This window comes from Rhodococcus sp. LB1 (assembly GCF_001583455.1).
GTDB lineage: Bacteria > Actinomycetota > Actinomycetes > Mycobacteriales > Mycobacteriaceae > Rhodococcus_F > Rhodococcus_F opacus.
Genome location: NZ_LTCZ01000084.1, coordinates 1 through 23696 on the forward strand (window position 1 = coordinate 1; position 23696 = coordinate 23696).

Annotated in this window: 15 protein-coding genes and 1 pseudogene; 11 read left to right on the plus strand and 5 right to left on the minus strand. The window is 62.9% G+C overall.

Annotated elements, in window-relative coordinates:
* The first annotated feature begins 137 nt into the window (after positions 1–137).
* Entirely contained in the window at positions 138–1346 is a 1209-nt protein-coding gene (locus AZG88_RS14885; RefSeq protein WP_231914008.1) for a cytochrome P450, read from the plus strand.
* A gap of 67 nt (positions 1347–1413) precedes the next feature.
* Positions 1414–2607 (plus strand): PucR family transcriptional regulator, encoded by a 1194-nt coding sequence (locus AZG88_RS14890; protein ID WP_082833315.1) that lies wholly within the window; start codon positions 1414–1416, stop codon positions 2605–2607.
* 47 nt (positions 2608–2654) lie between these two features.
* Here AZG88_RS14890 and AZG88_RS14895 read toward each other — a convergent pair whose 3' ends face one another.
* From AZG88_RS14895 to AZG88_RS14905, 3 genes are read right to left on the minus strand one after another with little or no spacing between them, the layout of a single operon-like run.
* Positions 2655–3890, minus strand: a complete 1236-nt coding sequence (locus AZG88_RS14895) for an NAD(P)/FAD-dependent oxidoreductase (RefSeq protein ID WP_061698120.1) — start codon at positions 3888–3890, stop codon at positions 2655–2657.
* A 3-nt stretch (positions 3891–3893) separates the two neighbouring features.
* Entirely contained in the window at positions 3894–4211 is a 318-nt protein-coding gene (locus tag AZG88_RS14900; RefSeq protein WP_061698121.1) for a 2Fe-2S iron-sulfur cluster-binding protein, read from the minus strand.
* 42 nt (positions 4212–4253) lie between these two features.
* Positions 4254–5153, minus strand: coding sequence for a fumarylacetoacetate hydrolase family protein (locus tag AZG88_RS14905; protein WP_061698122.1), 900 nt, complete (start codon positions 5151–5153; stop codon positions 4254–4256).
* Positions 5154–6735: 1582 nt separating this feature from the next.
* Here AZG88_RS14905 and AZG88_RS51655 point away from each other — a divergent pair.
* The 4 genes from AZG88_RS51655 to AZG88_RS14920 all read left to right on the plus strand — a co-directional run bounded on the left by AZG88_RS51655 (position 6736) and on the right by AZG88_RS14920 (position 12411).
* Positions 6736–6888 (plus strand): hypothetical protein, encoded by a 153-nt coding sequence (locus tag AZG88_RS51655; protein WP_156517485.1) that lies wholly within the window; start codon positions 6736–6738, stop codon positions 6886–6888.
* A 962-nt stretch (positions 6889–7850) separates the two neighbouring features.
* On the plus strand, positions 7851–8966 hold the full coding sequence (locus AZG88_RS14910) for an NDMA-dependent alcohol dehydrogenase (RefSeq protein ID WP_061698123.1): 1116 nt from the start codon (positions 7851–7853) through the stop codon (positions 8964–8966).
* Positions 8967–8997: 31 nt separating this feature from the next.
* A complete protein-coding gene (locus AZG88_RS14915; protein ID WP_061698124.1) occupies positions 8998–10473 on the plus strand; it encodes an aldehyde dehydrogenase family protein in 1476 nt (491 codons plus the stop codon).
* An 816-nt stretch (positions 10474–11289) separates the two neighbouring features.
* Entirely contained in the window at positions 11290–12411 is a 1122-nt protein-coding gene (locus AZG88_RS14920) for an NDMA-dependent alcohol dehydrogenase (protein ID WP_061698151.1), read from the plus strand.
* A 122-nt stretch (positions 12412–12533) separates the two neighbouring features.
* Here the strand turns inward: AZG88_RS14920 and AZG88_RS14925 are convergent, their stop codons facing one another.
* Together AZG88_RS14925 and AZG88_RS55550 are read right to left on the minus strand one after the other, a co-directional pair.
* Positions 12534–14000: an aldehyde dehydrogenase gene (locus AZG88_RS14925; protein WP_061698125.1), complete on the minus strand. Its 1467-nt coding sequence runs from the start codon at positions 13998–14000 to the stop codon at positions 12534–12536.
* A gap of 441 nt (positions 14001–14441) precedes the next feature.
* Positions 14442–14887, minus strand: a pseudogene (locus AZG88_RS55550) (transposase); the annotation flags it as partial.
* Between AZG88_RS55550 and AZG88_RS52585 the strand changes: the two are divergent.
* The 5 genes from AZG88_RS52585 to AZG88_RS14945 all read left to right on the plus strand — a co-directional run bounded on the left by AZG88_RS52585 (position 14819) and on the right by AZG88_RS14945 (position 23155).
* Positions 14819–15130, plus strand: coding sequence for a hypothetical protein (locus AZG88_RS52585; protein ID WP_197487823.1), 312 nt, complete (start codon positions 14819–14821; stop codon positions 15128–15130). The pseudogene AZG88_RS55550 and the gene AZG88_RS52585 overlap by 69 nt on opposite strands.
* Positions 15131–15791: 661 nt before the next feature.
* A complete protein-coding gene (locus AZG88_RS14930) occupies positions 15792–17894 on the plus strand; it encodes a hydantoinase/oxoprolinase family protein (protein ID WP_061698126.1) in 2103 nt (700 codons plus the stop codon).
* Positions 17895–17910: 16 nt separating this feature from the next.
* Positions 17911–20181 (plus strand): hydantoinase B/oxoprolinase family protein, encoded by a 2271-nt coding sequence (locus AZG88_RS14935; protein WP_061698127.1) that lies wholly within the window; start codon positions 17911–17913, stop codon positions 20179–20181.
* Positions 20182–20227: 46 nt separating this feature from the next.
* On the plus strand, positions 20228–21349 hold the full coding sequence (locus AZG88_RS14940; protein ID WP_061698128.1) for an NDMA-dependent alcohol dehydrogenase: 1122 nt from the start codon (positions 20228–20230) through the stop codon (positions 21347–21349).
* A 330-nt stretch (positions 21350–21679) separates the two neighbouring features.
* Positions 21680–23155, plus strand: coding sequence for an aldehyde dehydrogenase (locus AZG88_RS14945; RefSeq protein WP_082833317.1), 1476 nt, complete (start codon positions 21680–21682; stop codon positions 23153–23155).
* The last annotated feature ends 541 nt before the right edge of the window (positions 23156–23696 follow it).

The window sequence follows — 23696 nt, forward strand, 5'->3', positions numbered from 1 at the left end:
CTTGTTCAGCGCCCTCCTAGCTGAGCCTGTTCGCCGTTTGCGGCGCAGATTGTGGCCGGCTCGTCTCGTTGCTGGGTTGTTTCGGTTTGGAGCGAAGGGAAAAACTTGTGTTGAGGAACGCCGCAGAAGAGTCGATCGTGACTCTTGATACCGCCGATCCCGCTTTCCGGGCGGACCGGTTCAGGACGTATCGAGAGATCCGGGAGTCCAGTCCGGTCACGCGGACTCTGGTCAACGGTCAGCCGTCGTGGCTGCTGACCCGCTATCGGGACGTGGAGCGGATTCTGAAGGACCCCACCTGCGTAGTGGAGCCGGTTCCGGGGCAAATTCCGCCACACGTCGGTGACGGTCCGGCGGCACACTTCTATCGCCTGTCGCTACCGAATATGAGTCCGCCGCACCACACTCGGCTGCGCAAGCTCGCCGGTCCAGCGTTCGCGCCGCGGGCGATCGCCTCGATGCAGGGCTGGGTAGAAGGAATTATCGCTGAGGGCATCGACCGGCTCGCCGACTTCGATTCGGAGGTCGACTTCGTAGGTGAGTTTGCGACGCGGGTGCCGGCGCAGATCGCGTGCCGGTTGCTGCACGCGCCCGTTGAGGACGCAGACACGGTGCTGGAGCGAATGCCGGCGCTCAACGCGGTCCTCAGTCAGAGCGACATCACCGCTGACCAGCTCGCCGATGCTGATGAGGTGGCCCAGTTCTATTTCGACTACATCGGCACCATCATTGACCGGAACCGAGGACGGCTCGGTGAGGACGACCCTGTTGGTGCACTACTCGCCGCGGAGGAGGCAGGGGACAAACTCTCCCGTGAGGAGTTGGTTGTTACTTTGGTCGGATTTTTTGTCGCCAGCTACCACACGACGATGGTGGCAATGACCAACACCGTTACCGCACTGCTCACCGATCGAGCTCAGTACGTTGCCTTGACGCAGGATCCCTCCTTGGCGGGAACTGCGTGGGAAGAGTCGCTGCGCTTCGACGCGCCTGTCCATTTCGTTTGGCGCTACGCACCGCCCGGTGGACTCGAGATCGACGGTCACCACATTGACGCGGGCTCGCATCTGCTGCTCGGCCTCGCGGCTGCGAACCGCGATCCGGAGAAGTTCGACAACCCCGAGGTGTTTGATCTGACCCGGGCGCGGATTCGGCATCTAGCCTTCACGGCCGGCGGTCACTATTGTCTCGGAGCTCCACTGTCTCGGATCGAAGGAGAGATCTTGTTGCGTCGTCTCCCGGAGAAGCTCCCGAACATCGAACTGCGTGAGGAGAATCCGACGCGGATGCCGGATTTGTCTTTTCCCGCGATCACCCGGCTAATGGTCTCGCCGCACGGCCATTGAGTATGTATTCACTGAGGTTGAGTATGTGTCAGCCGAGGAAGTGTGGTGGCGTTGCGATAATCGTGTGATGAGTGGTAATGGTTGGAATTCGGAGGTACCGGTGCTGCTCGACGAGGTCGAGGTCGACCAACTCGCGGCCGAACTGACCGTGCGAATCCGGGCGGCGATTCCCTCTTACAACGGCCTGCCCTACGGCGAGCACCAGAAGACCGTGCGTGAGCACCTCAGTCTTCTGGTGCACAACGTGGCGGCTGGGGAGCCACCGCCAAAGGTACTGCGGATGACTAGCGCCGCCGCCCGCCGCCGTGCGCACTACGGAATGCCGGTCTACGACGTCCTCGGGGCGTTCGGTGTGGTCAGCGCGGGGTTGTGGGATGCACTACGCCTTAAATACTCGGGCGACGAGTCACTCCTCGTTGGACTGGTGAGTCTGCTCGGGGAGTGGAATCAAACCATGAGCCAGGCCGTGGTGGATGCGTATGTGCACGAGAGCGGGAGCCGATTCGAACGCGAACGTAGACTGCGTGGCCGGCTGTTCGCGATCCTGTCCGGCTCAGAGATCGGACAAGAGCTCGACGATGTGCTGTCCCAGCTCGCCTTCGATCTACGGCGACCCTTCTCCGTCCTGTGCTGGCGGAGAGAGCCGTGGTCGCTCGAGGACATCGAGTTTTTGCAGCGATCCGGCCGACGATTGACTGGAATCTGCCATGTGGGAACCGTCCACGAACAGACAGTTCTCGTCGCGCAAGATGTCGACTTAGACGAGTTGGCCACCCGAGTCCTCGAGGTGATCGGCACGGGCGGCTCTCTCGGCCTCGGGTTGGCCCGAGCAGGCGGAGATGGTGTTCTCGCCAGCCTGACCGAGGCGCAGGCCGCGCACCGATTCGCCCTGCTACAACAGGTGCCCATCGTGGCGTTCGCGGATCGTTGGCTCGAGTGCACGCTGTTGGACTCGAGACAGATGCTTTCCCCGCTCGTGGAGCGGCCGATGGCATGCGCCCATCGCATGCCTGATCTGGCCGCCGCGGTGGAGACCTTCGCGAACTCAGGCTTCACCCATGTCGCCGCAGCCAAGAGTTTGCATCTGCATCCCAACTCAGTCGCGTACCGGTTGAATCGCTGGCACGAACTGACCGGGCTCGACCCGCGTCGCTTCACCGACCTGACGTTGTCGCTGGTGGCTATCGCCTTTGCGCGCGGCGACCGAGAATCCGGTCAAGGTGAAGGGACCTACACCAACGCCGAGCCGGGTTCCGAGTGACCACCTGAGTTCTGAACGGCTTCTCGGGACCTCTGCGGGCCCGAGCGCTACGCTGCGGTCGCCTGCACAAATGTTTCGAGATCGAACCCCTCCTGCTGTGCGGTCTCGGGAGTGAGGCCGACATGGCCAGCAAGGAGCCGGCGCGCGCTCATGTGGTCCTTGGGCCGATTGACCGACTCAACGCAGATCAGACGGCCGTTACGGAAAAGCAGGATCGAAAAACTCGACGACTCGGGGTCGCCGAAGGGGACTGCGACGTCGTACCCGGTCGACAGTCCAGCGATCTGGAGTTTGGTCCCACATTGCTCGCTCCAGAACCACGGCACCGCCTCGTATGGCACGGTCGCACCCATGATGCGGGCGGCGACGCTGCGGGCCTGATCAACCGCATTCTGAACGGATTCGAGTCGAACCATCATCCGGCCGAACGGCCCGGCAGGGAAGCGTGCGCAGTCACCGATCGCGGAGATTGCCGGGTCACTGGTCTGGAGGAAACGATCAACGAGGATGCCGTCGGCGACCGCGAGTCCGGCCTGCTCCGCGAGCCCACTGTTCGGCTGGACTCCGACACCGATCACCACCAGATCGGCGTCCACGGTCGCCCCGTCCCTCAGTTCGACGGATTCGACCGAGATGCCACCGTGCAAGGAGACGCACTGCTGACGAAGATACAGTCGGGTCCCGTGGGCGATATGCAGACGCTCGAAGTGCTGTGAGCTGTGGACGGACAACGCCCGAGCCAATGGCCGATCGAGTGGATCGACAACGGCGGTCCGCTTTCCCAATTTGGCAGCTGCGGAGACTATTTCCATACCGATGAACCCCGCGCCCACCGCGACGACGCTTGATGCGCTGTCGAGGGCCGAGCGAAGTCGTTCGGCATCACCGCGAGTACGCAGTTGGTGTACACCGGGCAGAGCGGTTCCGGACAGCCGCAGCTGCCGATTACGGGCGCCCAGTGCCAAGATGAGCTGGTCGTAGACAATGTCGCCTCCGGTGTCGAGCGTCACGACCTGGCGGGCGCGGTCGATTTGTACCGCCGTGCCATGCATTAACTCGATCTTCCTCTTGTCGTAGAACGTGGTTGGGCGCAGCGCGATGTCCCTGTCCGCCCCCCCGGGGAGCAGGTACGCCTTCGACAGCGGTGGCCGGTAATACGGCAGTCCGGGTTCATCACCGAGCAGAACGATCCGGCCGGCGAAATCGAGGTCACGCAGGGAAACAGCCGCCTGGAATCCGGCCTGACCGGATCCAAGGATGAGTACCGTCGGGTGTGACGCCATTTGTCATTGCTCCTTGGGAAGTCGGACGACGAGTCCGTCCACTGCGTCGTCGAGGACGATCTGGCAGCTGAGTCGACTGTTGATCTGCCGCGGTGACGCGGCGCATTGCAGCATCTCGTCCTCCTCGGGTTCCAAAGCCGACAATGCTGCACCACCCTCCTCGACGTAGACGTGGCATGTCGCGCACATCGCGTTGCCGCCGCACTCCCCGACGATTCCGTCGATGTCCGCCGCGATCGCGACCTGCATGACCGTCTGTCCTGGCCGGGCGTCGGCAACATACTGTGCCTCGTCGGCTGCGATGAACGTTATTTGCACCATAAAAGGCTCCTCTGCCATTGCTTGAACGGGGCGTCGCCGAAGTCAGATCCGCTCGTCCTGGACGACGAAAGACATCTGGCCGAGTCCGGAGATTGAGGCCTGCACTTCATCACCGTCCTGCAGGTACACCGGCGGTTCGAATTGAAAACCACACCCGGTCGGGGTGCCGGTCAGGATCAGGTCGCCCGGCTCGAGCGCCATACTTGAGCTGACCGATGCGATCAGCTCGGCGATGGGTACCAGCATGCGGCTGGTAGTGTCGTCCTGCCGAACGGTCCCGTTGACGCGCAACTGCAGTCGTAAGTCGTCTGGGGCGGGCACCTCGTCGGCGGTCACCAGCCACGGACCGGTCGGGCAGAATGTGGGAAATCCCTTGCCGCGCGCGATTTGCAGCTGCAATGGGCTACTGAGTCCGGCCCCCAACGCGACATCGCGGGCGGTGATGTCGTTGGCGACGACATACCCCATGACATGGTCCATGGCCTTGAGCGGCGAAATCCGGCGACCGGCACGACCGATCACCACAGCGAGCTCGATCTCGTAGTCGAGCATGGTCGTCTCTGGCGGTTTGATGACCGGGTCGTTCGGACCGCTCACGCTATCTGAAGGCTTGAGGAACACCACCGGTTCGGTCGCGGTGGCTGGCGACCCGAGTATTTCATGGGTGTGCTGCGGGTAGTTGAACCCGATGGCGATGACCTTGCCGGGCCGGACAAGGGGTGCACCGATCCGCACTTCCGATGCCGCGAGCCGCGTCGGTTCGCAAGCTAGCTGCGGCTCGATGGCAGGTCGTACTAGGTCCCATAGTGCGATCACGTCCTTCATGTCGCGCAGGTACAGGCCGGTACGGGCGAGGATCGGTCCCAACGGGACGATCGTGTTGTCGTCGACCAGCACACCAGGCTGCTCGGACCCTGCGGGCCCGAAGTTCACAAGTCGCATGTGGAGATTCCTTGTCAAAGAGTGGAATTCGAGAACAGAACGTCAAGCGCAGAGACGCCCCATACCGCGGACGCGTGCCGGGTCACGATGCGGGGTCGTCCTGAAGGGTGATCGCAGGAAAATCGTGCGGGTGGTCGCACACCCATCCGGCGACTTCATCCGGAGACGTGAGCCATACGTGCCGGTCCCTGGCCAGGATGTCGCTCACGTGCCTTCGGCTTCAGCCTGCGGCAGCTTGTACATCGGTTCGTTCCACCAACCGTGCAGCCCAGTGAGTGGCCGGTGGCCATGATGGTCCGAAGAGCATCCGGGTACGACTCGCAATTGAGGGCCTCGACGTAGAACGTGGTGGTCAATCCCCGATCCTGCAGCAACTCGAGCACGTGCGGCAGGGGTCGGGTGGCACTCGGGTGTTGCCCTCGCGGTGTATCGGAAGAGAGAAGTCCGGCCTGCCGCTCAGCAGCCGCTCCCAGGTGTTCGAACGTCACGCAAATCGCCGCCTGATACTGTTCTGGCCCCAACAGTCCGTGAACACTCACTGCTCTCTCCTTGGAGTTCGGATCCAGTTCCGTCGAATCGGTGACCAGCTGAAACGACCAACTGACGCCTTTACAGTAAGGCGGAGGGATCAGCTAGGGCCTCGTGGAAACCACAAAATCTCCGCGTAGCGGCTTTGGGAATCTTCAGACGGCGCGGTGCACGACCCGTATCCCCGACGACGGGCCGCCGGCTGGTGCCGGCTGTGACCTGTTGTGATGACTGTGTCTCGGTCGTGTTGCCGGCACTCGGATCGGTCGTGAGGCCGGACTCACTCCAGCACTGGTCAAACCTCCACGGTGTCGAGCTGACCGGTCCGAGGTGGGTCGTTTGGGGGTAACTCACTGGCCCGGCGCTCGAGGAATGTGCTGGACGGCCGCCCAGCGAAGCCGGACACGTTCATAGCAACTCCGGGAGCAGGGCGGATGGGCCAGTGTGTGGGCCGTCCGTGCTGCTCATGGACAGTGAACTCCAGGAAGGCCGTCCAGTGGCACGAGTTCCACACACTGTTCCTCCCGACAACAGCCCACGACGTCGTCGATCCACCATGGTCACCGGCGGGTGCCCTGAGCGCACTGCTTGCGGCGGGCCACCGACGAGGGGCGCTTGTTCTCAAGTGAGGACGAGGGGCGGACTGCCGATGCGGTTGCTCACCTTCAACTTCGCGCGAAAACAGGTCTGGTGTCAGTCCATCCCGGTCGTGGAGAGCGAGACCGTATCGCCGTTCCAAGCCGCCGGCACGGTGGCGACCTGACCAATCTCGTCACCCATTGGGGCACGGACGGCGGCCGCCATATCAATGCCGACGTCCACTCACCTTGGCGAGGCTCCCCGCGAGACATGACCTGGGCCTATCGGCGACCGGTCGAGCCGGATCGGACGCGATTTCGCAGGTACAGCCGAAATATACGACAGTCTAGACATATTCGGCTACCAACGGCGTCACTGTCCTGCAATCCAGTCGTCCGGTGGACACCCTCACCCAGCTTATGCGGAGCAGTCCGACCGAGCTTCCAGCGCATCGTCAGGGAAGGATGGCAGAACCGTGACCGCGTCGAGACGGCCGGACGTCGCGACCTTCCAGGCCCACCGCGACAACGAAACTTCGATGATCGCAGTCAACGAGTTCCGATGTGCGGTCCCCACGATGTGGTGGTTGTGCCGCGAGCTACGGCGCTCCATGTCGCTGATCCGCTGATGAGGAAGGGCGAATGCTTGGTTGGGCCTGAACTTCTCTTCGTGCCGGGAATGGGGGCGGCCCAGCGAGTGATCGAGGTAGGCGACGAGGGCGCTTACGTCCGCCGGGGTGACAGGGTTCTCGCCGTGATGGCCCGGGGGGAGTGATTGCCGGCGCCGCAGTGACACCGGGGCGCCGGTCGCTACGATTCCGGATCCGACGACCTCCTCCGCCGCCGCGATGTTGCCGCGTGGGTTGCAGACCGCTTCCTCGACGAGTGAGTCGCGGTGCGTACAGGTAGGGATGTGGGTATTTCTACGCGTGTGGTCCGCGTCTCAGTCGTGCACGCTGGCCTGCATGCGTGTCGGACGAGGTCGATCCCGCCGAATCGTCGGCCACCTCCGCGGGCAATGGAGGGTGGTGACCGAGTTCGGTGTCGCTGACCTGGGGCAGCTGCCCATCGCTGCACCGGACTTCCCTCGCCGCGAAATCCGATGGGCCGAACGGCACGGGGCTATGTAGCAGAAAGCGCTCACGAATACGACCGATCCGACGGCGCACGGCCAGCACGCGACATCACCCCACGGCACCTCGATGCAACTCGGCACCGACATCGATAACAAGGACAATGAGCTATTTCCATCACTGCTGGTTGGACGAGAGCGTTGCTCTCTAGCGGTTGGTGCCAGCCACTTTGCCGGGCACCACCTGGGTGGGCCGCAGCGGAATTGCAGGGTGGGATGTCGTGCCGTCGTGATGCCACCGGGACGGCACCGCCGAGTGATTTCGCCCTCGAATTGTAACGAGGCCCAACTTGGATCGACCAGGTCTGGCGTTCGTCCGAGGAGCCCGAATGGCCGACCCGAGGCCGTGCCCATGCGCGGTGACCTAGAATGAATTCCATTCGTTACATCGATGAATCTTCCCTTATGCTCACGAATCTCGCTCATCAGCCACGGACTTCATCCGGATCGGAGTGATCAATGAAAACAAAGGCGGCGGTACTCACGGGCCCGAACAGGCCGTTTGAGATCATGGAGCTCGAGTTGGACGGGCCACGCGCTGGCGAGGTCTTGCTCCGCTATGTCGCATCTGGGCTATGTCACTCGGATCTTCATATGGTCGATGGAAACTCCAACCCGAGATTTCCTCTCGTCCCCGGTCACGAGGGCTCTGCCATCGTCGAAGAAGTCGGCGCCGGGGTCACGCGGGTAGTCCCCGGAGACCACGTGGTATGCAGCTTTGTGCCCAGCTGTGGAGTATGTCGCTATTGCTCGACCGGACATCACAATCTGTGCGACCTCGCGGCCTTCATCCGCGAAGGGTGCATGCCGGACGGGACTTTTCGCTTCCACCGGAATGGCATCGACTATGGTGCCGGTTGCTTCGTCGGAACATTCTCCGAGCGAGCGACCGTTCCACAGCAGTCGGTGGTGAAGATCGACCCCTGGCTGCCACTCGAGGCGGCCGCCTTGGTAGGTTGTGGCGTCGCAACTGGTTGGGGGGGAGCGGTTTACACTGCTGGTGTACGTCCGGGCGACACAGTAGTCGTCTACGGAAGCGGCGGAATCGGGATCAATGCGGTTCAGGGTGCAGCGTACGCCGGAGCGAAGTACGTAGTGGTCGTGGATCCAGTCCAATTCAAGCGAGACACGGCACTGAAAATGGGTGCGACGCATGCCTTCGCCGATTCCGATCAGGCCGCAACAGTGGTGAATGATTTGACGTGGGGTCACGGTGCCGACCACGCTCTGGTTATGGTCGGCACCCCGGATGCAGGTGTCATCAGTGCGGCATTCGACATCGTCGGCAGGAGAGGCACTGTAGTTCTGACGGCGTTGGCACACCCGGACACAATCAACATTCAGCTGTCTGGGTCAATGCTCACACTGTATGAAAAGACCATCAAGGGTAGCGTTTTTGGCTCAGCAAACCCGCAATACGACATCGTCCGGCTGCTGCGCTTGTATGACGCTGGCCAACTCAAGTTGGACGAGTTGGTCACCAACACCTATTCACTCGAACAGATCAACCAGGGCTACCAGGACTTGCGTGACGGAAAGAACATACGTGGAGTCATCCTCCATGACACTGAGTAGCCATCCGATCGATGCACGGAGGTGCCACAACATGTCAGACCTTCCGCGGTTCAGCGTCATAGGCCGTGACCCTGTCCCCTCGTCACACGGCGATAGATGGTTTCCTCTGCAGAATCCAGCGACCGGGGAAGTATGGGCCGAGGCCCTGGAAGCCGAAAAATTAGTAGTAGACCTTGTAGTCGATGGTGCTGTGTACGCCTACCGGTCGGTGTGGCGCAATACTGCGCCAGTCGAACGGGGCCGACTGCTGAGTCATTGGGCGACGCTTCTACTCGAGCATCGCGACGAAATCGCGGAGCTCGAGGCAACCGACGTCGGACATCTCCTACAAGAGTGTCGGGTTGATGTCGAGCGCGGAGCCAAGTGGTTGTCCTTCTATGCTGGTATGGCCGACAAGATCGAGGGTCGTACATATCCTCAAATTCCAGGCCAGCTCGCTTACGAGGCTCGTGAGCCCTTCGGTGTCGTCGCTGGAGTGAACCCGTTCAACGGGAATCCGCTGATGTTTGCGATGAAGGCCGGCCCGGCACTTGCTGCTGGAAACTGTCTGATCTTGAAGGCTCCCGAACTTGCCCCTGCGTCCTCCTTCCGAATCGGAGAACTTGCGCTCGAGGCAGGATTCCCGCCAGGTGTCGTCAATGTCGTGACCGGACGAGGTGAAATCACCGGAAAGTTCCTCAACGAGCATCCAGATGTCACCATGATGGCCTTCACTGGAAGCATTCCGGCGGCCCGATCTGTAATTGCACAATCGGCCAGCACGATTATGCCTCTCATTCTTGAGCTTGGAGGCAAGAGCGCGGTGATCGTACTCGAAGACGCAGACCTTGATGTGGCAGTAAACTCGATCTTGCATTCAAATTTCGTGAAGAGCGGCCAGAGTTGCGTTGCGGGCTCTCGAGTATTCGTGCCTTCGTCGCTCGCAGACCAGTTGCATACGAGATTCGCACAGGTTGCGTCGCGAGTAAGGGTTGGTGATCCGCGCGATTCACGGTCTGATATGGGAGCGCTGATCAGTCGCCAATCACGCGACCGCGTAGAGGGCTTGGTCAGCGAAGCCATCCGGCAGGGAGCTACGTGCTTGCAGGGTGGAAATCCGGCGACAAGCGGCGTCTTGGCGCGCGGGAATTTCTTCGAACCTACAGTATTGGTCGATGTTGAGGACGACAATATTGTTGCTCGGGAAGAGGTCTTCGGACCCGTGATGAGTGTGCTCGAGTACTCTGACGTTGATGAGGTTCTCGCTCGGGCGAACTCACTGCGGGTGGGCCTCAGCGCTCAGATATGGGGTAATGACGCAGCGAAGATTCAGCACTTGGCGGGACGGCTCGAAGCCGGAATGGTGTGGATCAATACATACCGCGCCATAGATCCCACAATCCCCTTCGGCGGATTTAAAGAGAGCGGCTACGGTCAAGAAAATGGTTTCGCTGCGATCGATATGTATACGCGCTCGAAAGCGGTTGTATGGGATCTGACAACAGATCGTCAGCTGCCGTACACCTGATAGCTGGCGTGAGGGCATTGTCAACTTGGTTGTCGGCTGGTTGCGAGCCATAGTCGTCGGGTTCAGGGAAAGGGGGTTGTAGACGCGGAAGCGCTGAAACGTCGATGGATGGGTTCTTTCGGGCTGCGCGCGCACCGCGTGTGTTTCGGCTGAGCTTTCGACGAGACCCCTCCACTAGCACATCGGCCGACGTACCAGGTCGCGTTTGCGTCGCCTCGCCGCTGGGTTCCTCAGATCCAATGCTGCACTGCGGCACCAGTGGTTGAGGAGGTTGAAGAGCGGATCCACCGGTGCGCCATGTCGTAGCAGGGCAGTCGGTCGATTCGGATGATATTCGCCCCAGGTCGGACAGGAGAATGCAGCAGAATGAAACCGGTCGCCGCCCAGTTCGACATCTTGCTGCCCGCGAGAGCATGGAGTTGCCATCGCTTCTGGTTTCAATCGAATACTTCCGAGCCTGCCCGGCCCTATTGATACTGCCAATTCAAATAGTGCGAAGCATCGATTTGAACATCTTGAATCGCATGCGCATGGATTTTCGCCATCCATTCTCATTCTTGACGGCCTCTACCGGATAGGGGCAATATCACCGGAGGCATAGTCGAATATCTGTCACGGATGCGGCGACCTGCCACGTCCAGATACACCCCCGTTCGGTGGCGTCCCGATGCCGATCCTTTGCCGCGAGTTCGTTTCGAAGGCGTGGCGGTGCTCGCCAACGCCCCACCAGTCAGTTTCGTCACCAAGGAGTGCAACAGTCATGAGGGAATCGATATCTCGCACGGGTACACGCGACAGCGGGGAAGTGGTGCGGCCGTGCTGACGCGGGGAGCGGTGCTGCGACAGTCGCCGGGTGAGTACGAGGTCGTGGAGTTGGAGGTGGACGACCCCCGGCACGGAGAAATCCGAGTCAAGATGGTGGCGGGCGGTCTGTGCCACTCGGACGACCACTTCGCGACCGGAGACCAGCAACCGGGGATCCTGCCGTTCGCGGGCGGCCACGAGGGTTCCGGCATCGTCGAAGCAGTCGGACCCGGCACCGCGGGCTTCGCCGAGGGCGACCACGTGGTCTTTTCCTTCCTCCCTGTCTGCGGACGCTGCCGCTGGTGCGCCACCGGGCATCAGAACCTGTGCGATCTCGGCCGATTCCTCGGCACCGGTGCCCGCTTCGACGACCCCACCTCGTTCCGCCTCTCGCTCGACGGCGCACCGGTCGGGCAGCTCGCCGGCCTCGGCACGTTCTGCGAACACGTCACCGTCTCCACCGCCTCGGCGATCAAGATCGATCCGTCGATCCCCCTCGACATTGCCTGCCTCACCGGGTGCGGCGTCGGCACCGGCTGGGGCGCCGCGGTCAACTCCGCGCAGGTGCGGCCCGGACAGGTCGTGATCGTGATGGGCATCGGTGGCATCGGCATCAACGCCGTCCAGGGTGCTGCACACGCCGGGGCGGGCGCCATCATCGCCGTCGACCCGGTCGAGTTCAAACGCGAATCCGCATTGAAACTCGGAGCCACCCACGCTTTCGCCGATATCGAGGAGGCCACCGAGTTTGCGCAGTCGATGACCAACGGGCAAGGTGCGGACTCCTCCATCGTCACCGTCGGCGTCACCACCGGACGGCACATCGGTCAGGCCTTCGGCGCCATCCGCAAGGGCGGGACCTGCGTCGTAGTCGGGCTCGGCGACACCCATGTCAAAGACGGCGACATCAACCTTCACGAGCTGGTCCTTTACCAGAAGCGGCTGCAGGGGTCGTTGTTCGGCGCCAGTTCTCCCACCGCGGACATCCCTGCGCAGCTCGAGATGTACCAGCGCGGGCAACTGCGCCTCGACGAGTTGGCCACCGCCCGCTACACGCTCGACGACATCACCATGGGCTTCGACGACATGAAGGCGGGCCGAAATCTTCGCGGCGTCATCGCCTTCGACTCCTGATCACCTGAGCGAACCGGTCGCCCAGTCGAGTCGGCAGGCGACCGGCCTCCGAAACGAACTTGCGCGGCCGGGTGGCATCAGGTCCACCCGGCCGCCCTACTGATCGGATCAGACTGGAGCGCTCAAGGATTTACGATGGAGAAGTCGCGCGGCAGGCCCACCGATTTGAGTTCGGTGTACGCATCGAATCCCTCGGGCCCCAGTTCCCGGCCGATACCGCTGTTCTTGAACCCGCCGACCGGAGCCGACAGCCCGACCGGGTTGCCGTTGATCTCCACGGTTCCGGTTCGGATCCGTGCAGCCAGGTCCACGGCGTGCTGTACGTCTGCCGTGAAGATCGATCCGTTGAGTCCGTACTGCGAGTCGTTGGCGATCGCAATCGCGTGGTCTTCGTCGTCGTACTCGAGGATCGACAGGACGGGCCCGAAGATCTCCTCGCGGGCGATCTCCATCGAAGACTCGACATTCGTGAAGATGGTCGGTTCGACGAACCACCCCGCATCCAACCCGTGGGGGCGCCCACCGCCGAGCGCGATCCCGGCACCGGACCCGCGTCCCGATCGGATGAGGCCCTCCACGCGTTGGCGTTGCTGGGCTGTCACCAGCGGGCCGAATTCCGTCGATGGGTCGGACGGGTCTCCGACTGGCATCTTCTCGGTCGCCGCCACCAGCGCGTCGATCAGGTCTTTCGCGCGTGTGCGCGAGACGACGACGCGCGTCTTGGAACTGCACACCTGGCCAGTGTTGCGGAAGGCGCCGACGCGGAGAGACTCGACCGTCGCGTCGAGATCGGCGTCGTCGAGGACGATCGCGGCCGACTTTCCACCGAGTTCGAGAGTCACGCGGCGTAGCGCCTCGCCGCACAGGGCTCCGATCCGGCGACCGGCGCCCGTCGACCCGGTGAACGAGACCTTGTCGACCCCGGGATGCGTCACGAGATGCTCGCTGACATCACGGTGTGCTGGAATGACGTTGACGACACCGGCCGGAATCCCGGCTCTGTCGATCAAGTCCGCCAGGAGATACGCGTCCAGTGGGGTTTCGGGGGAGGGTTTGAGCACGACAGTGCAGCCGGTCAACAGTGCAGGCGCGAGCTTCATCATCGTGACCAGGTGAGGGGCATTCCACGGAACGATCGCGGCCACCACACCGACCGGCTCGCGAGTGACTCGGGCGCGTCCGGTCGCGGACTCACGGACGACGTCGAAGGGATACTCGAGCGCGAGATCGATCGAGGCATCCAGGATCAATCGTGGGCGCAACGCCTGAATCGCGTGCGATTGCGTTATCGGGCAACCCATCTCTGCGGTCACCAGCTCTGCCATCACAGTTTCGTTGGCGGCGAGTAGTTCACTCAGGCGCCGCAGGATCTCGACCCGCTCGCCGAGCGTCATCCGCGGCCAGGGGCCCTGATCGAAGGCCCTGCGCGCGGCGGCTACCGCGTCGTCGACGTCTGCATTCGCGGCCGCCGGTACCCGAGCGATCTCCTGTTCGGTGAACGGCGACACGACGGAGATCACCTCATCCGTCGACGGCACCACCCACTTACCGTCGATGTACAGCCGGTTGTAGTTTCCTTGCCACTTCATGTCTTCACTCCCATAACTCGGGCTGATCCACTTGAGAATTCGCGAATCGCCAATCTGGCCAGAACGAATTGACTTGATTTACCTTTCCGCGCGCGGCATTCTCCCATCGTCGGCGCATGAACATCGCGAATTACATGCTGATACTCCGGAATCAGCGTCACTGCTGGCGTGAGCGCATCTGACGATTCGGTGGAAACGCAAATTCCTCGCGGGCGCGTTGCACGTCTTTCGTGGTCGAAGCCCGATGGAATTATGCGGAAATTGGAGTGGCGGTCACCCATACTGGACGAGGCAGAAGTCCCCGTGGCAGCAGTTCTGTGAGGCACACTACTGAAGTGCAGTCGAGCCTATTTCGCCCAAGGACGTGCGCGCAAGTCCTGCAGCGAGCTACTCCAGGAGCGTGGGATGGTCCTTCCTCTCACTCGAATGGCTTGGTGACGGTCAGGTCGGTTCGGGTAGGACCTTGAGGCGATCCAGTGCGGCGATGATCGCTCGTGCTTTAGGGGCTCGATCAGCGAGTCTGAGCTGGATGCGGCGGCGGGCGCACGATCCGACCGGCAACCGAGAGGATACGCAGCCGCAGCCTTTGGGTTCCTAGCGTCGAGCGGGTTCGATGTTGAAGGCGACCATCTGGGGCGACGAGATCGCAGGCGAGCTGCACGAGGGCCGGCCCAATCCGGTTCTGGTCGAAGCGTGCAGCGGTGCTTTTCGCGGACCGGGTGCGGTCTTCGCACCGGGCTCGACGTCGGTAGCAGTTTCAGATCGAGCAGCTCACCGCGGCGGGTCTTGGTGACAAACGCGGTCAGACGTAGCCCGTCGTGGTCGGTGAACCGCAGCTGCGCGCCCTGATGTGGTCTTTCCTTCCGCACAAGCACCCGAACTCCCCGCAGGTCAGTGCTGTCGATGCGGCGTCGTGGCCCGCGGATGGCGTCGTGAGTTTTGTTTCGAGCACGGTTGAGGATGATGCCGGCGACGAGCACGGCGTGCGCGCAGCCATACGCACCGCGACCGCGTTATGGCTTGTAAGACCGCGACATTTGGGCGCCGGTGATGCCGGTGCGGCGCGCAAGACAAGCACTACATCGCCCCGTCTCGGCGAACGCGTCGACGAGCGAAAACTGAACCATTGAAAATGGAGAGAATTCCGCTGACGTTATGCCCCGATGTAGCTCCTCGGCGGACGGGATCGTACTGCCTCGCTGTCGTGCTATCACGCGATACCGCAACCGCGGCAAGCCGATCAACCTTTTGACCATGGCGAACCCGGCTGGCGACGGCAGACTGCGGAGAGCCCGCTGCATCGAACATGTTCCGTAAGTGAGTGGGGGCGGCCTGATGAAGGCGGACCGGCGGGAACGCCGGCGCGGCCAGGCCGATTGCAACCAACCTGATGGCTGGATACACCCAGACGAGTTGGTCGCGGTGCGCACAGGTATGGATACGGGTATTTATACGCGTGTGATGCGAATCTCACCCGTGCAGGCTGGCTTGTGTGCAGATCGACAAGCGCGAACACCCGCGAGTCGCGGGCCGGCTCCGAGGACAACCGACCTTCCCGCAGGTCGATATCGTCACCGCAGTGATCGAGTTCGGCATGGCTGACATTTAGGGCGGCTTGCGTTTGCTGTACCAAACTCCATCTCAGAAGCACCCGGTGGATCGAACGATGCGCGCAGCCTGCGTAGTCGGAAAGCAGTGCACACGACCAATACGCCGGTGGCTCCAAGCACGCATGCTGCGTCGCTCCGCAGCACCCTCGATGCAACTCAGTACTAAAGGATCCCAAGGACAATGAGCTACTCCGTAGGTACAGATACCGGTGGCACGTTCACCGATACAGTTCTGATCAACGATGCGGGCGCGGTCACGATCGGCAAGCGCCCGTCGACGCCCCCCGAGTTCGTGGACGGGGTTATCGACAGCGTCGGTGACGCCACCGCGAAGCTCGACAAGCAGGGCCGCTTGCTGGCCGACGTCGATGCGTTCCTCTACGGCACGACGATTGTCGTCAACGCCATCGCCACCCGGAAGGCAGGCGAAGCAGGCATTCTCACGACACAGGGATTCGCACGCACGCTGTCCATGGCCCGAGCCACCAGCCGCACCAACGGTTTCTCAGCCGAAGGCCTCCGGCACTACGCCAAACGCCGCAAGCCCGATCTACTCGTGCCCAGTAGTCGCAAGTTCATCGGTGAGGTCCGCGAACGGATCGACTGGAAGGGACACGTTCTGGCCCCGCTGGACGAGAACTCCGTCCGCTCCGAGATCACCCGGCTGCTCGACCTCGGCATGGAATCGCTGGCGGTATGTCTGCTGTGGTCATTTCGCAACGACGTCCACGAACGCCGAATCCGCGACATCGCCCATGAGATGGCGCCCGACGTGCCGGTCACCTTGTCCAGCGAAATCGCCCCGAAGCTGGGGGAATACCAGCGGATGACCACCACGGCCTACAACGCCGCGATGGCGCCGGTGGCGACCGCACATCTGACGGACCTGAACGATCGCCTCGTGGACTCGGGACTCGAGGATGGTCAGTTGCTGGTGATGCAGGGCAACGGCGGCCTCGACCGAGCTGCGCAAGCCACGAACCGGCCGGTGAACCTGATCGGATCGGGACCCGCAGGAGGAGTACTCGGAGCGAAGATCCTGTCCGAGGCGATGGGTCTCCCCAACGTCATCTGCACGGACGTGGGCGGGACGACGTTCGACCTCGGCCTGCTCGTGGACCACACGCCCGTGTTGACCCCCACCGCCGTCGTCCACCAGCACGAGCTGTATCTGCCCGTGGTCGATGTGGTTTCGATCGGTGCAGGCGGTGGCAGCATCGCCCGGGTCGACCCGGTGACCGGCCTGCTCAGCGTCGGACCCGACAGCGCGGGCGCGCGGCCGGGTCCGGTCTGCTACGGCAACGGCGGCACCGAACCGACTGTCACCGACGCCGACGCGGTCCTCGGGTTCATCGACCCCGACTACTTCCTCGGAGGCAGCATCCGGCTGGATGTCGAGGCTGCACGGCTGGCGATCAAGGAGAACATCGCCGATCCGCTGGGAATGGGTGCCGAGGAGGCCGCCGCTGCGATCGTCGAGATCGCCGACAATCACATGGCCGATCTCGTGCGGCAGATGACCGTGGAGCGCGGACATGATCCACGCGAGTTCAGCGTTTTCCTCTACGGCGGTGGCGGGCCATTGCACGGCACCTCGTACGCAGCGAAGCTCGGCGCACGGTCGATGGTGGTGCCCGGCGGCGAACTTGCCTCGGTCTTCTCCGCCTGGGGGATCGCCAACGCCGACATTCACCACACCCATGAGCAGTCCAGCCCGCAACGGGCACCCTTCGATCCTGTCGCCACGGCCGCAGTGTTCGCCGAACTCGAACAGCAGGCCGACAACCAACTTTCGCTGGATGGGGTGGCCGAGGCCGACCGCGTGTTCGAGCGTTTCGGTGAGCTGCGCTATGTGATGCAGACCAATGAGGTCGTGGTGCCGATCCCGCCGGGTCCGATCAGCGACGTAACCGTCGCGCAGATCGTCGACGCGTTCGAAGCGCGGTACGAGCAGCTGTTCGGCAAGGGAAGCGGGTTCAGCGCCGCGGGGATCGAGTGGATCAACTTCCGCGTGCAGGCCTACGGCCGGCGACGCAAAGCAGCCCTGCACAAGCAGACAGTTCACGAGGACCATCGTCCGGAACCGGCCGGGGCAAGACCGATCTACTGGTACGAGGAGCAGGGAACCGTCACCACCCCGATCTATCGCGCCGACGGGCTACGCGCCGGTTCACAGATCGAGGGCCCCGCCGTCGTCGAACTACCCACCACCACATGCGCTGTCCATCCGCGCCAACGGCTCGTCGTCGACGAGTACGGCAACTACCTCATCTCCAATTCCTGAGCGACGAGGAAGAACCATGACCACGACCATCCCCGGCGCGGACAAATTCCAGTCCACCGCCAAACTCGCCACCGACCTCACGATCGACGCCAGCCTGCGCTTGTACACCCCGTCGGACGACACCCCGGTCGACCCGGTCACCTACGCGGTGATCTCGCACAAGCTCACACAGATCAACGACGAGGCCGCGACAACGATACGCAAGGTTTCCGGATCGCCTGTCGCCAACGAAGCCGCCGACTTCAACACCGTCTTGGGTGATCCCCAAGGAGACTTGTTCGCCCTGGGCTCCTACATCAGCATGCACGGCACCGTCGTGCAGCGGCTGATCCAATGGACCCTAGAACACCGCAGTAAGAATCCCGGAATCCGGGAGGGCGACGCGTTTCTCGTCAACGATCCGTGGGTAGGCGCAGCACACCAGAGCGACACCGCTATCCTTCGCCCGATCTTCGTCGACGGGAAACTGTTCGCCTGGGTCGGCGCGACGCTGCACTTCCTCGACCTCGGTGGGCGCTACCCGTCCAGCCTGATCCCGGACGCAGAGGATGTGTTCACCGAGAGCCTCCCGATCCCGCCGGTGAAAATCGTCGAAAACGGCGAAATCCGGGAAGACATCGAAGACATGTTCCTGCGCCGGAGCCGGCTGCCGTTGTCGGCCGCGCTCGACCTGCGATCACTATTGGCGGCGACCACCGTTGCCGAACAACGGATCCACGACGTCGTCGCCACCTATGGGGGCGACACGGTGGCCCAGGTGATCCAGCAGATACTCGACTCCACCGAGTCGCGATTCCGGCACCGTCTCCATGAGCTACCGAACGGGACGTGGCGACATATGGTGCTGTGGGACAGCGCCGGCGTCGGTGACCGGTCGGTCTACCAAATCCCGGTCACCATGCACAAGCAAGACGATCGCCTAGTCTTCGATCTCCGCGAGGTCGCCGAGCAGAGTGGTGCGATCAACAGCACCCGCACCCTCACCGAGGCGTCCATCATGAGCGCGGTCCTGCCGCTGCTGTGTCCCGACCTACCGTGGGCGCCCGGCGCGATCCTGCGCGCCGTCGAGTTCCGGTTCACACAGGGGACCATCCTCGCCGCGGAGTTCCCGGCATCGGTGGGTGGTGGTACCACCCAAGCTGCCTGGAGCGCCGTCAATGCGGCCACAGCGTTGATCTCCAAGATGCTGACGGCCTGCCCACAGTACAAGGAGAATCTCCTCGCCGTCTCCACGCCGGCATGGATCTTTCAGCTGATCGGCGGATTGAACAAGGACGGCAGCCCGACGCTCGCACTGTCCCTCGACCAGGCGGCGGGTGGTATCGGAGCGCGCGCCTGGGCCGATGGCGACGACGTCGCGGGAATGATGCTCAGCCCTTCGTGCGAGATCGCGAACGTGGAAACGCAGGAGTGGCACGAACCGCTGCTGTGGCTGTATCGCGACGAGTTGCCCGACAGTGGCGGGCCGGGCCGATTCCGCGGCGGCAACGGCGGCCGTTCCGCGATCATGGCGTACGACACCGCCGCACCGCTGTTCAACATGTGCTACACATCCGGCGTCGCCGCACCCTCAGGCGCAGGCCTGTGTGGTGGCTGGCCATCCAAAACGGGGTACTACAAACTCGCCCGCGACACCGACATCTGGCAGCGGTACGCGTCGTCCGACATCCCTCGCAGCGAGCACGACATCAGCGATGACCTCGAATGGCCACCGTCGCAAGGCGGAATGCTGCCCATCGGACTCGACGACGTGCTCGCGATCGGATGGTTCGGCGGCGGCGGCTTCGGCGACCCCCTCGAACGAGACCTCGATGCGGTGGACCGCGACCTGCAGGAAGGCGCGATCACCGAGCAGCACGCACGGGATGCGTACGGCGCCGTCCTCACCGGCGGCGTCGTGGATGTCGACGCGACCGAACGGCGTCGCGCCGAACTGCGCGGTGCACGAATCGGGTCCGGACCGAAGCCGGCGCCCACCCCACCACAGCTGCAGGCCGGACACCGCTGGCTGGACGAGAACATCGCCCTCGACCCGGTCGGCGCCAGCCACTGCGCCCGCTGCGGACACCACCTGGGAGGGCCGCAGCAGAACTACAAATTGGGATGTCATGCCATCGAGACGCCTCTCGGAGACACCGACCGAGTCTGGATCTCGCCCTCGAATTACGTCGACGCCACCGACATCGTGTTCCGCCAGTACGTCTGCCCTGGCTGCGCGACTCTCCTTGAGACGGACATCACCCTCGCCGGCATCGCGCCGATCCACGACAAGGAGCTGACACAGTGACCACATGCGAGCACGACGCAGGCCACGACGCCAGGTCGGTGCGGCCGTGCTGACGCGAGGTGCAGTGTTGCAGGGGGTTCCGGGCAACTACGAGGTGGTCGAGCTGGAGCTGGACGATCCCCGACCGGGTGAGATCCAGGTGAAGATGGTGGCGAGCGGTTTGTGTCACTCCGACGACCACTTCGCTACCGGCGATCAGCAGGCCCCGATCCTGCCTTTCGCGGGTGGGCACGAGGGTGCCGGCATCGTGGCAGCCGTCGGTCCCCAGACCACAGGGTTCGCAGAGGGCGACCACGTCGTCTTCTCCTTCTTGCCGGTCTGCGGCCGGTGCTGGTTCTGTTCGCACGACATGCAGAACCTGTGCGATCTCGGAGCATCCATCGGCACGGGCGCCCGTTTCGACGACCCGACGTCGTTCCGGCTGTCCCTCGACGGCCGGCCGGTCGGGCAGATGGCGGGCCTGTCGACCTTCTGCGAGTACACGACCGTGGCGACGAAGTCCGCGATCAAAATCGACCCGTCGATCCCACTGGAGGTTGCGTGCCTCACCGGTTGCGGCGTCGGAACGGGTTGGGGTGCGGCGGTGAACTCGGCTCAGGTGCGGCCCGGGCAGATCGTCATCGTGATGGGCGTCGGCGGAATAGGGATCAACGCGGTGCAAGGCGCCGCTCACGCCGGAGCCGACGTGGTGATCGCTGTCGACCCGGTGCAGTTCAAACGCGAGTCGGCGATGAAACTGGGGGCCACCCACGCTGTGTCGGACATCGGGGAAGCCACCGAGCTGGCACGCTCGATGTCCAACGGGCAGGGCGCCGACGCGTCGATCGTCACCGTCGGAGTTGTCAAGAGCAAGCACGTAGGTGAAGGCCTGGCGGCCATCCGCAAGGGTGGCGTCTGCGTCCTGACCGGTCTGGGGGACACCTTCGTGCGCGACGGCGACATCAACCTCCACGAGCTCACGCTGTACCAGAAGCGTTTGCAGGGTTCCCTTTTCGGTGCCAGCGCACCCATCGCCGACATTCCGGCACAGCTGGAGATGTATCGCAGGGGGACGCTCGCGCTGGACGAGTTGATCACCACCCGTTACACCCTGGACGACATCGCGAAGGGCTACGACGATATGCGGGCAGGCCACAACCTACGCGGCGTCATCATCCACACTCCCTAATTGCTCACGCGACAGCAGCAACTGATACGGGGTTCACGTCGTCCACCGGCATCGGGTCGCTTTTGCCCGAACGGATCACGAGCAAAAGTGGGTTCTGGTGGGAATCCTCGGCAAGCCTGCCATCGTCGCCGTGCATGACCACCCGGCGAACCCTCGACTGCGCGAGTTCAGTTGCTCTGCGGGGCGCGGATACCACAACGCACGCCTCGGACGGTGCGCCTCGCACACGGTGCATCCATCCATCAGAAAACACCAGAGCTATCAAACAGAAAAACAATCCCTACGCGCTCTCCAGCGGCACGCGGACATGACCCGGATCAATCCGTTCCCATGAGGCGCCCTTTCCAGGCGTTCGACACGAAGGAGACGAAGATTATTACCACGGTTCATGACTGCCATTTCATCGGCGGCAAATTTCAATCGTCGAAGTCATCCGATCGAATACCTGTTGTGAACCCCGCAACCGAGGAGGAATTTGCTTCAATAGCCAATGGGAGCGGCGAAGACATTGGTCGCGCTGTCGACGCTGCCGTCGACGCGGCGAGCGGTTGGGCACACACTGCCCCGGCCGATCGGGCGAACCACCTGCGTTGGCTGGCAGATGCGTTCGAGAGCCGGATCGACGAAATCTCGACGTTGGTGACGCGGCAGAACGGCACACCCATCAGTGTGTCGCGAGCGATGCAAAGCCAGGTTCCGGTCTACTACCGGTACTTCGCCTCGCTGGCCGACGAGTTGGTGGTCGAGAAGCATCTGCAGACATCTGTCGGGGATGCGCTGGTACGAAAAGAGCCGGTCGGTGTCGTCGGTGCGATCACGCCGTGGAACGGCCCGCAGCCTCTGCTTGCCTGGAAGATTGGTCCCGCGCTTGCTGCCGGCTGCACGACGGTGGTGAAACCTTCGCCGGAGACATCACTCGATGCCTTCCTTTTCGCCGAGTTGCTCTCGGAAGCAGGCATTCCCGACGGAGTCGTAAACGTAGTCACCGGTGGGCGCGACACCGGTTCGACGCTCGTCGGTCATCCACTTATCCGCAAGATCGCCTTCACCGGATCGACCGCCGCGGGAAAGGCAATCGCGGCGGCGTGCGCCGCCGACCTGAAACGCGTGACGCTCGAACTGGGTGGGAAGTCGGCCGCGATCCTGCTGGACGACGTGAACCTCGATGCGTTCAGCTCGTTCGTGGCGTCGGCGTGTGCACCGAACACGGGTCAAACCTGTCGTGCGCTCACCCGAGTATTGGCTCCTCGTTCGCGTTATGACGAAATCGTCGACATGGTGAGCGCCACACTGAGCAAAATCCCGCTCGGCGACCCGACCGATCCCGGCGTGTCTTTCGGGCCGCTGGTCAGCGCACGGCAGCGGCAGATCGTCGAATCCTATATCGCACTCGGCAGGCAGGAAGGCGCAAAAGTGGCTGTCGGCGGCGGCCGGCCGGCCGGCCACGACCGCGGATACTATGTCGAGCCGACCGTCTTCAGGGACGTAACGAACGACATGCGCATCGCTCGCGAAGAGGTGTTTGGTCCAGTGATCGTGGTGATCCCCTACGACAGTGAGGATGACGCCATCGACATCGCCAACGACTCGGAGTTCGGGCTCGGAGGGGGCGTGTTCTCGCCCGACAAGCAGCGTGCGACTGACGTCGCACGACGGATCGTCACCGGGACCGTCGGTGTCAACACGGCCTCGTTCCCGGTCGAGGCACCGTTCGGTGGGGTGAAGCAAAGCGGGCTGGGCCGCGAGCTCGGACCGGGAAGCCTCGACGCCTATCTCGAGCCTAAGACGATTTATCGAGGCACCTGAGACTCCTGTATCTCAGACTCACGGGTTGCACCCGAGGCACATTCCCGAGAGCGTTACTGCCGAACCGTGACGCTGAAACATGCCTATGCTCTGGCATATTCTTGCGGAGTCACTCCGCCTCTGCTTCCGAGGCATTGTTCCCAGCATGCGGTGATCAAAGTCCACGACCACCTGATGCCTCCTCCAGGATTGGCTGTCCCGACTATTGGATGTGTGAATTCCCATGAACTCTCGTGAGTATGGCCAGTGGCGCCAAAGGCGCCGGGCCGCCTGGATCGAAGCCAACCGCAAACGCAATCATCCTGACACCGAGGCGGACCGCCTCATTGAATTCGCCAGCAAGTGGGCACCATTCGGGGGTGCCACCGAGGAGGAAGTCCTGGTGCACTTCGGAATGACAATGCTCCGCTTCATCGAGCGATTGTGGCAGGTCATCCCTGAATCGAACTGTGTCCAAGACGAGATACGCATTCTAGCGAGCGTATACCCGCAACCCCACCGAGTCGGTGGCACGCACGTCATTGGGCATGACCGGATCTTC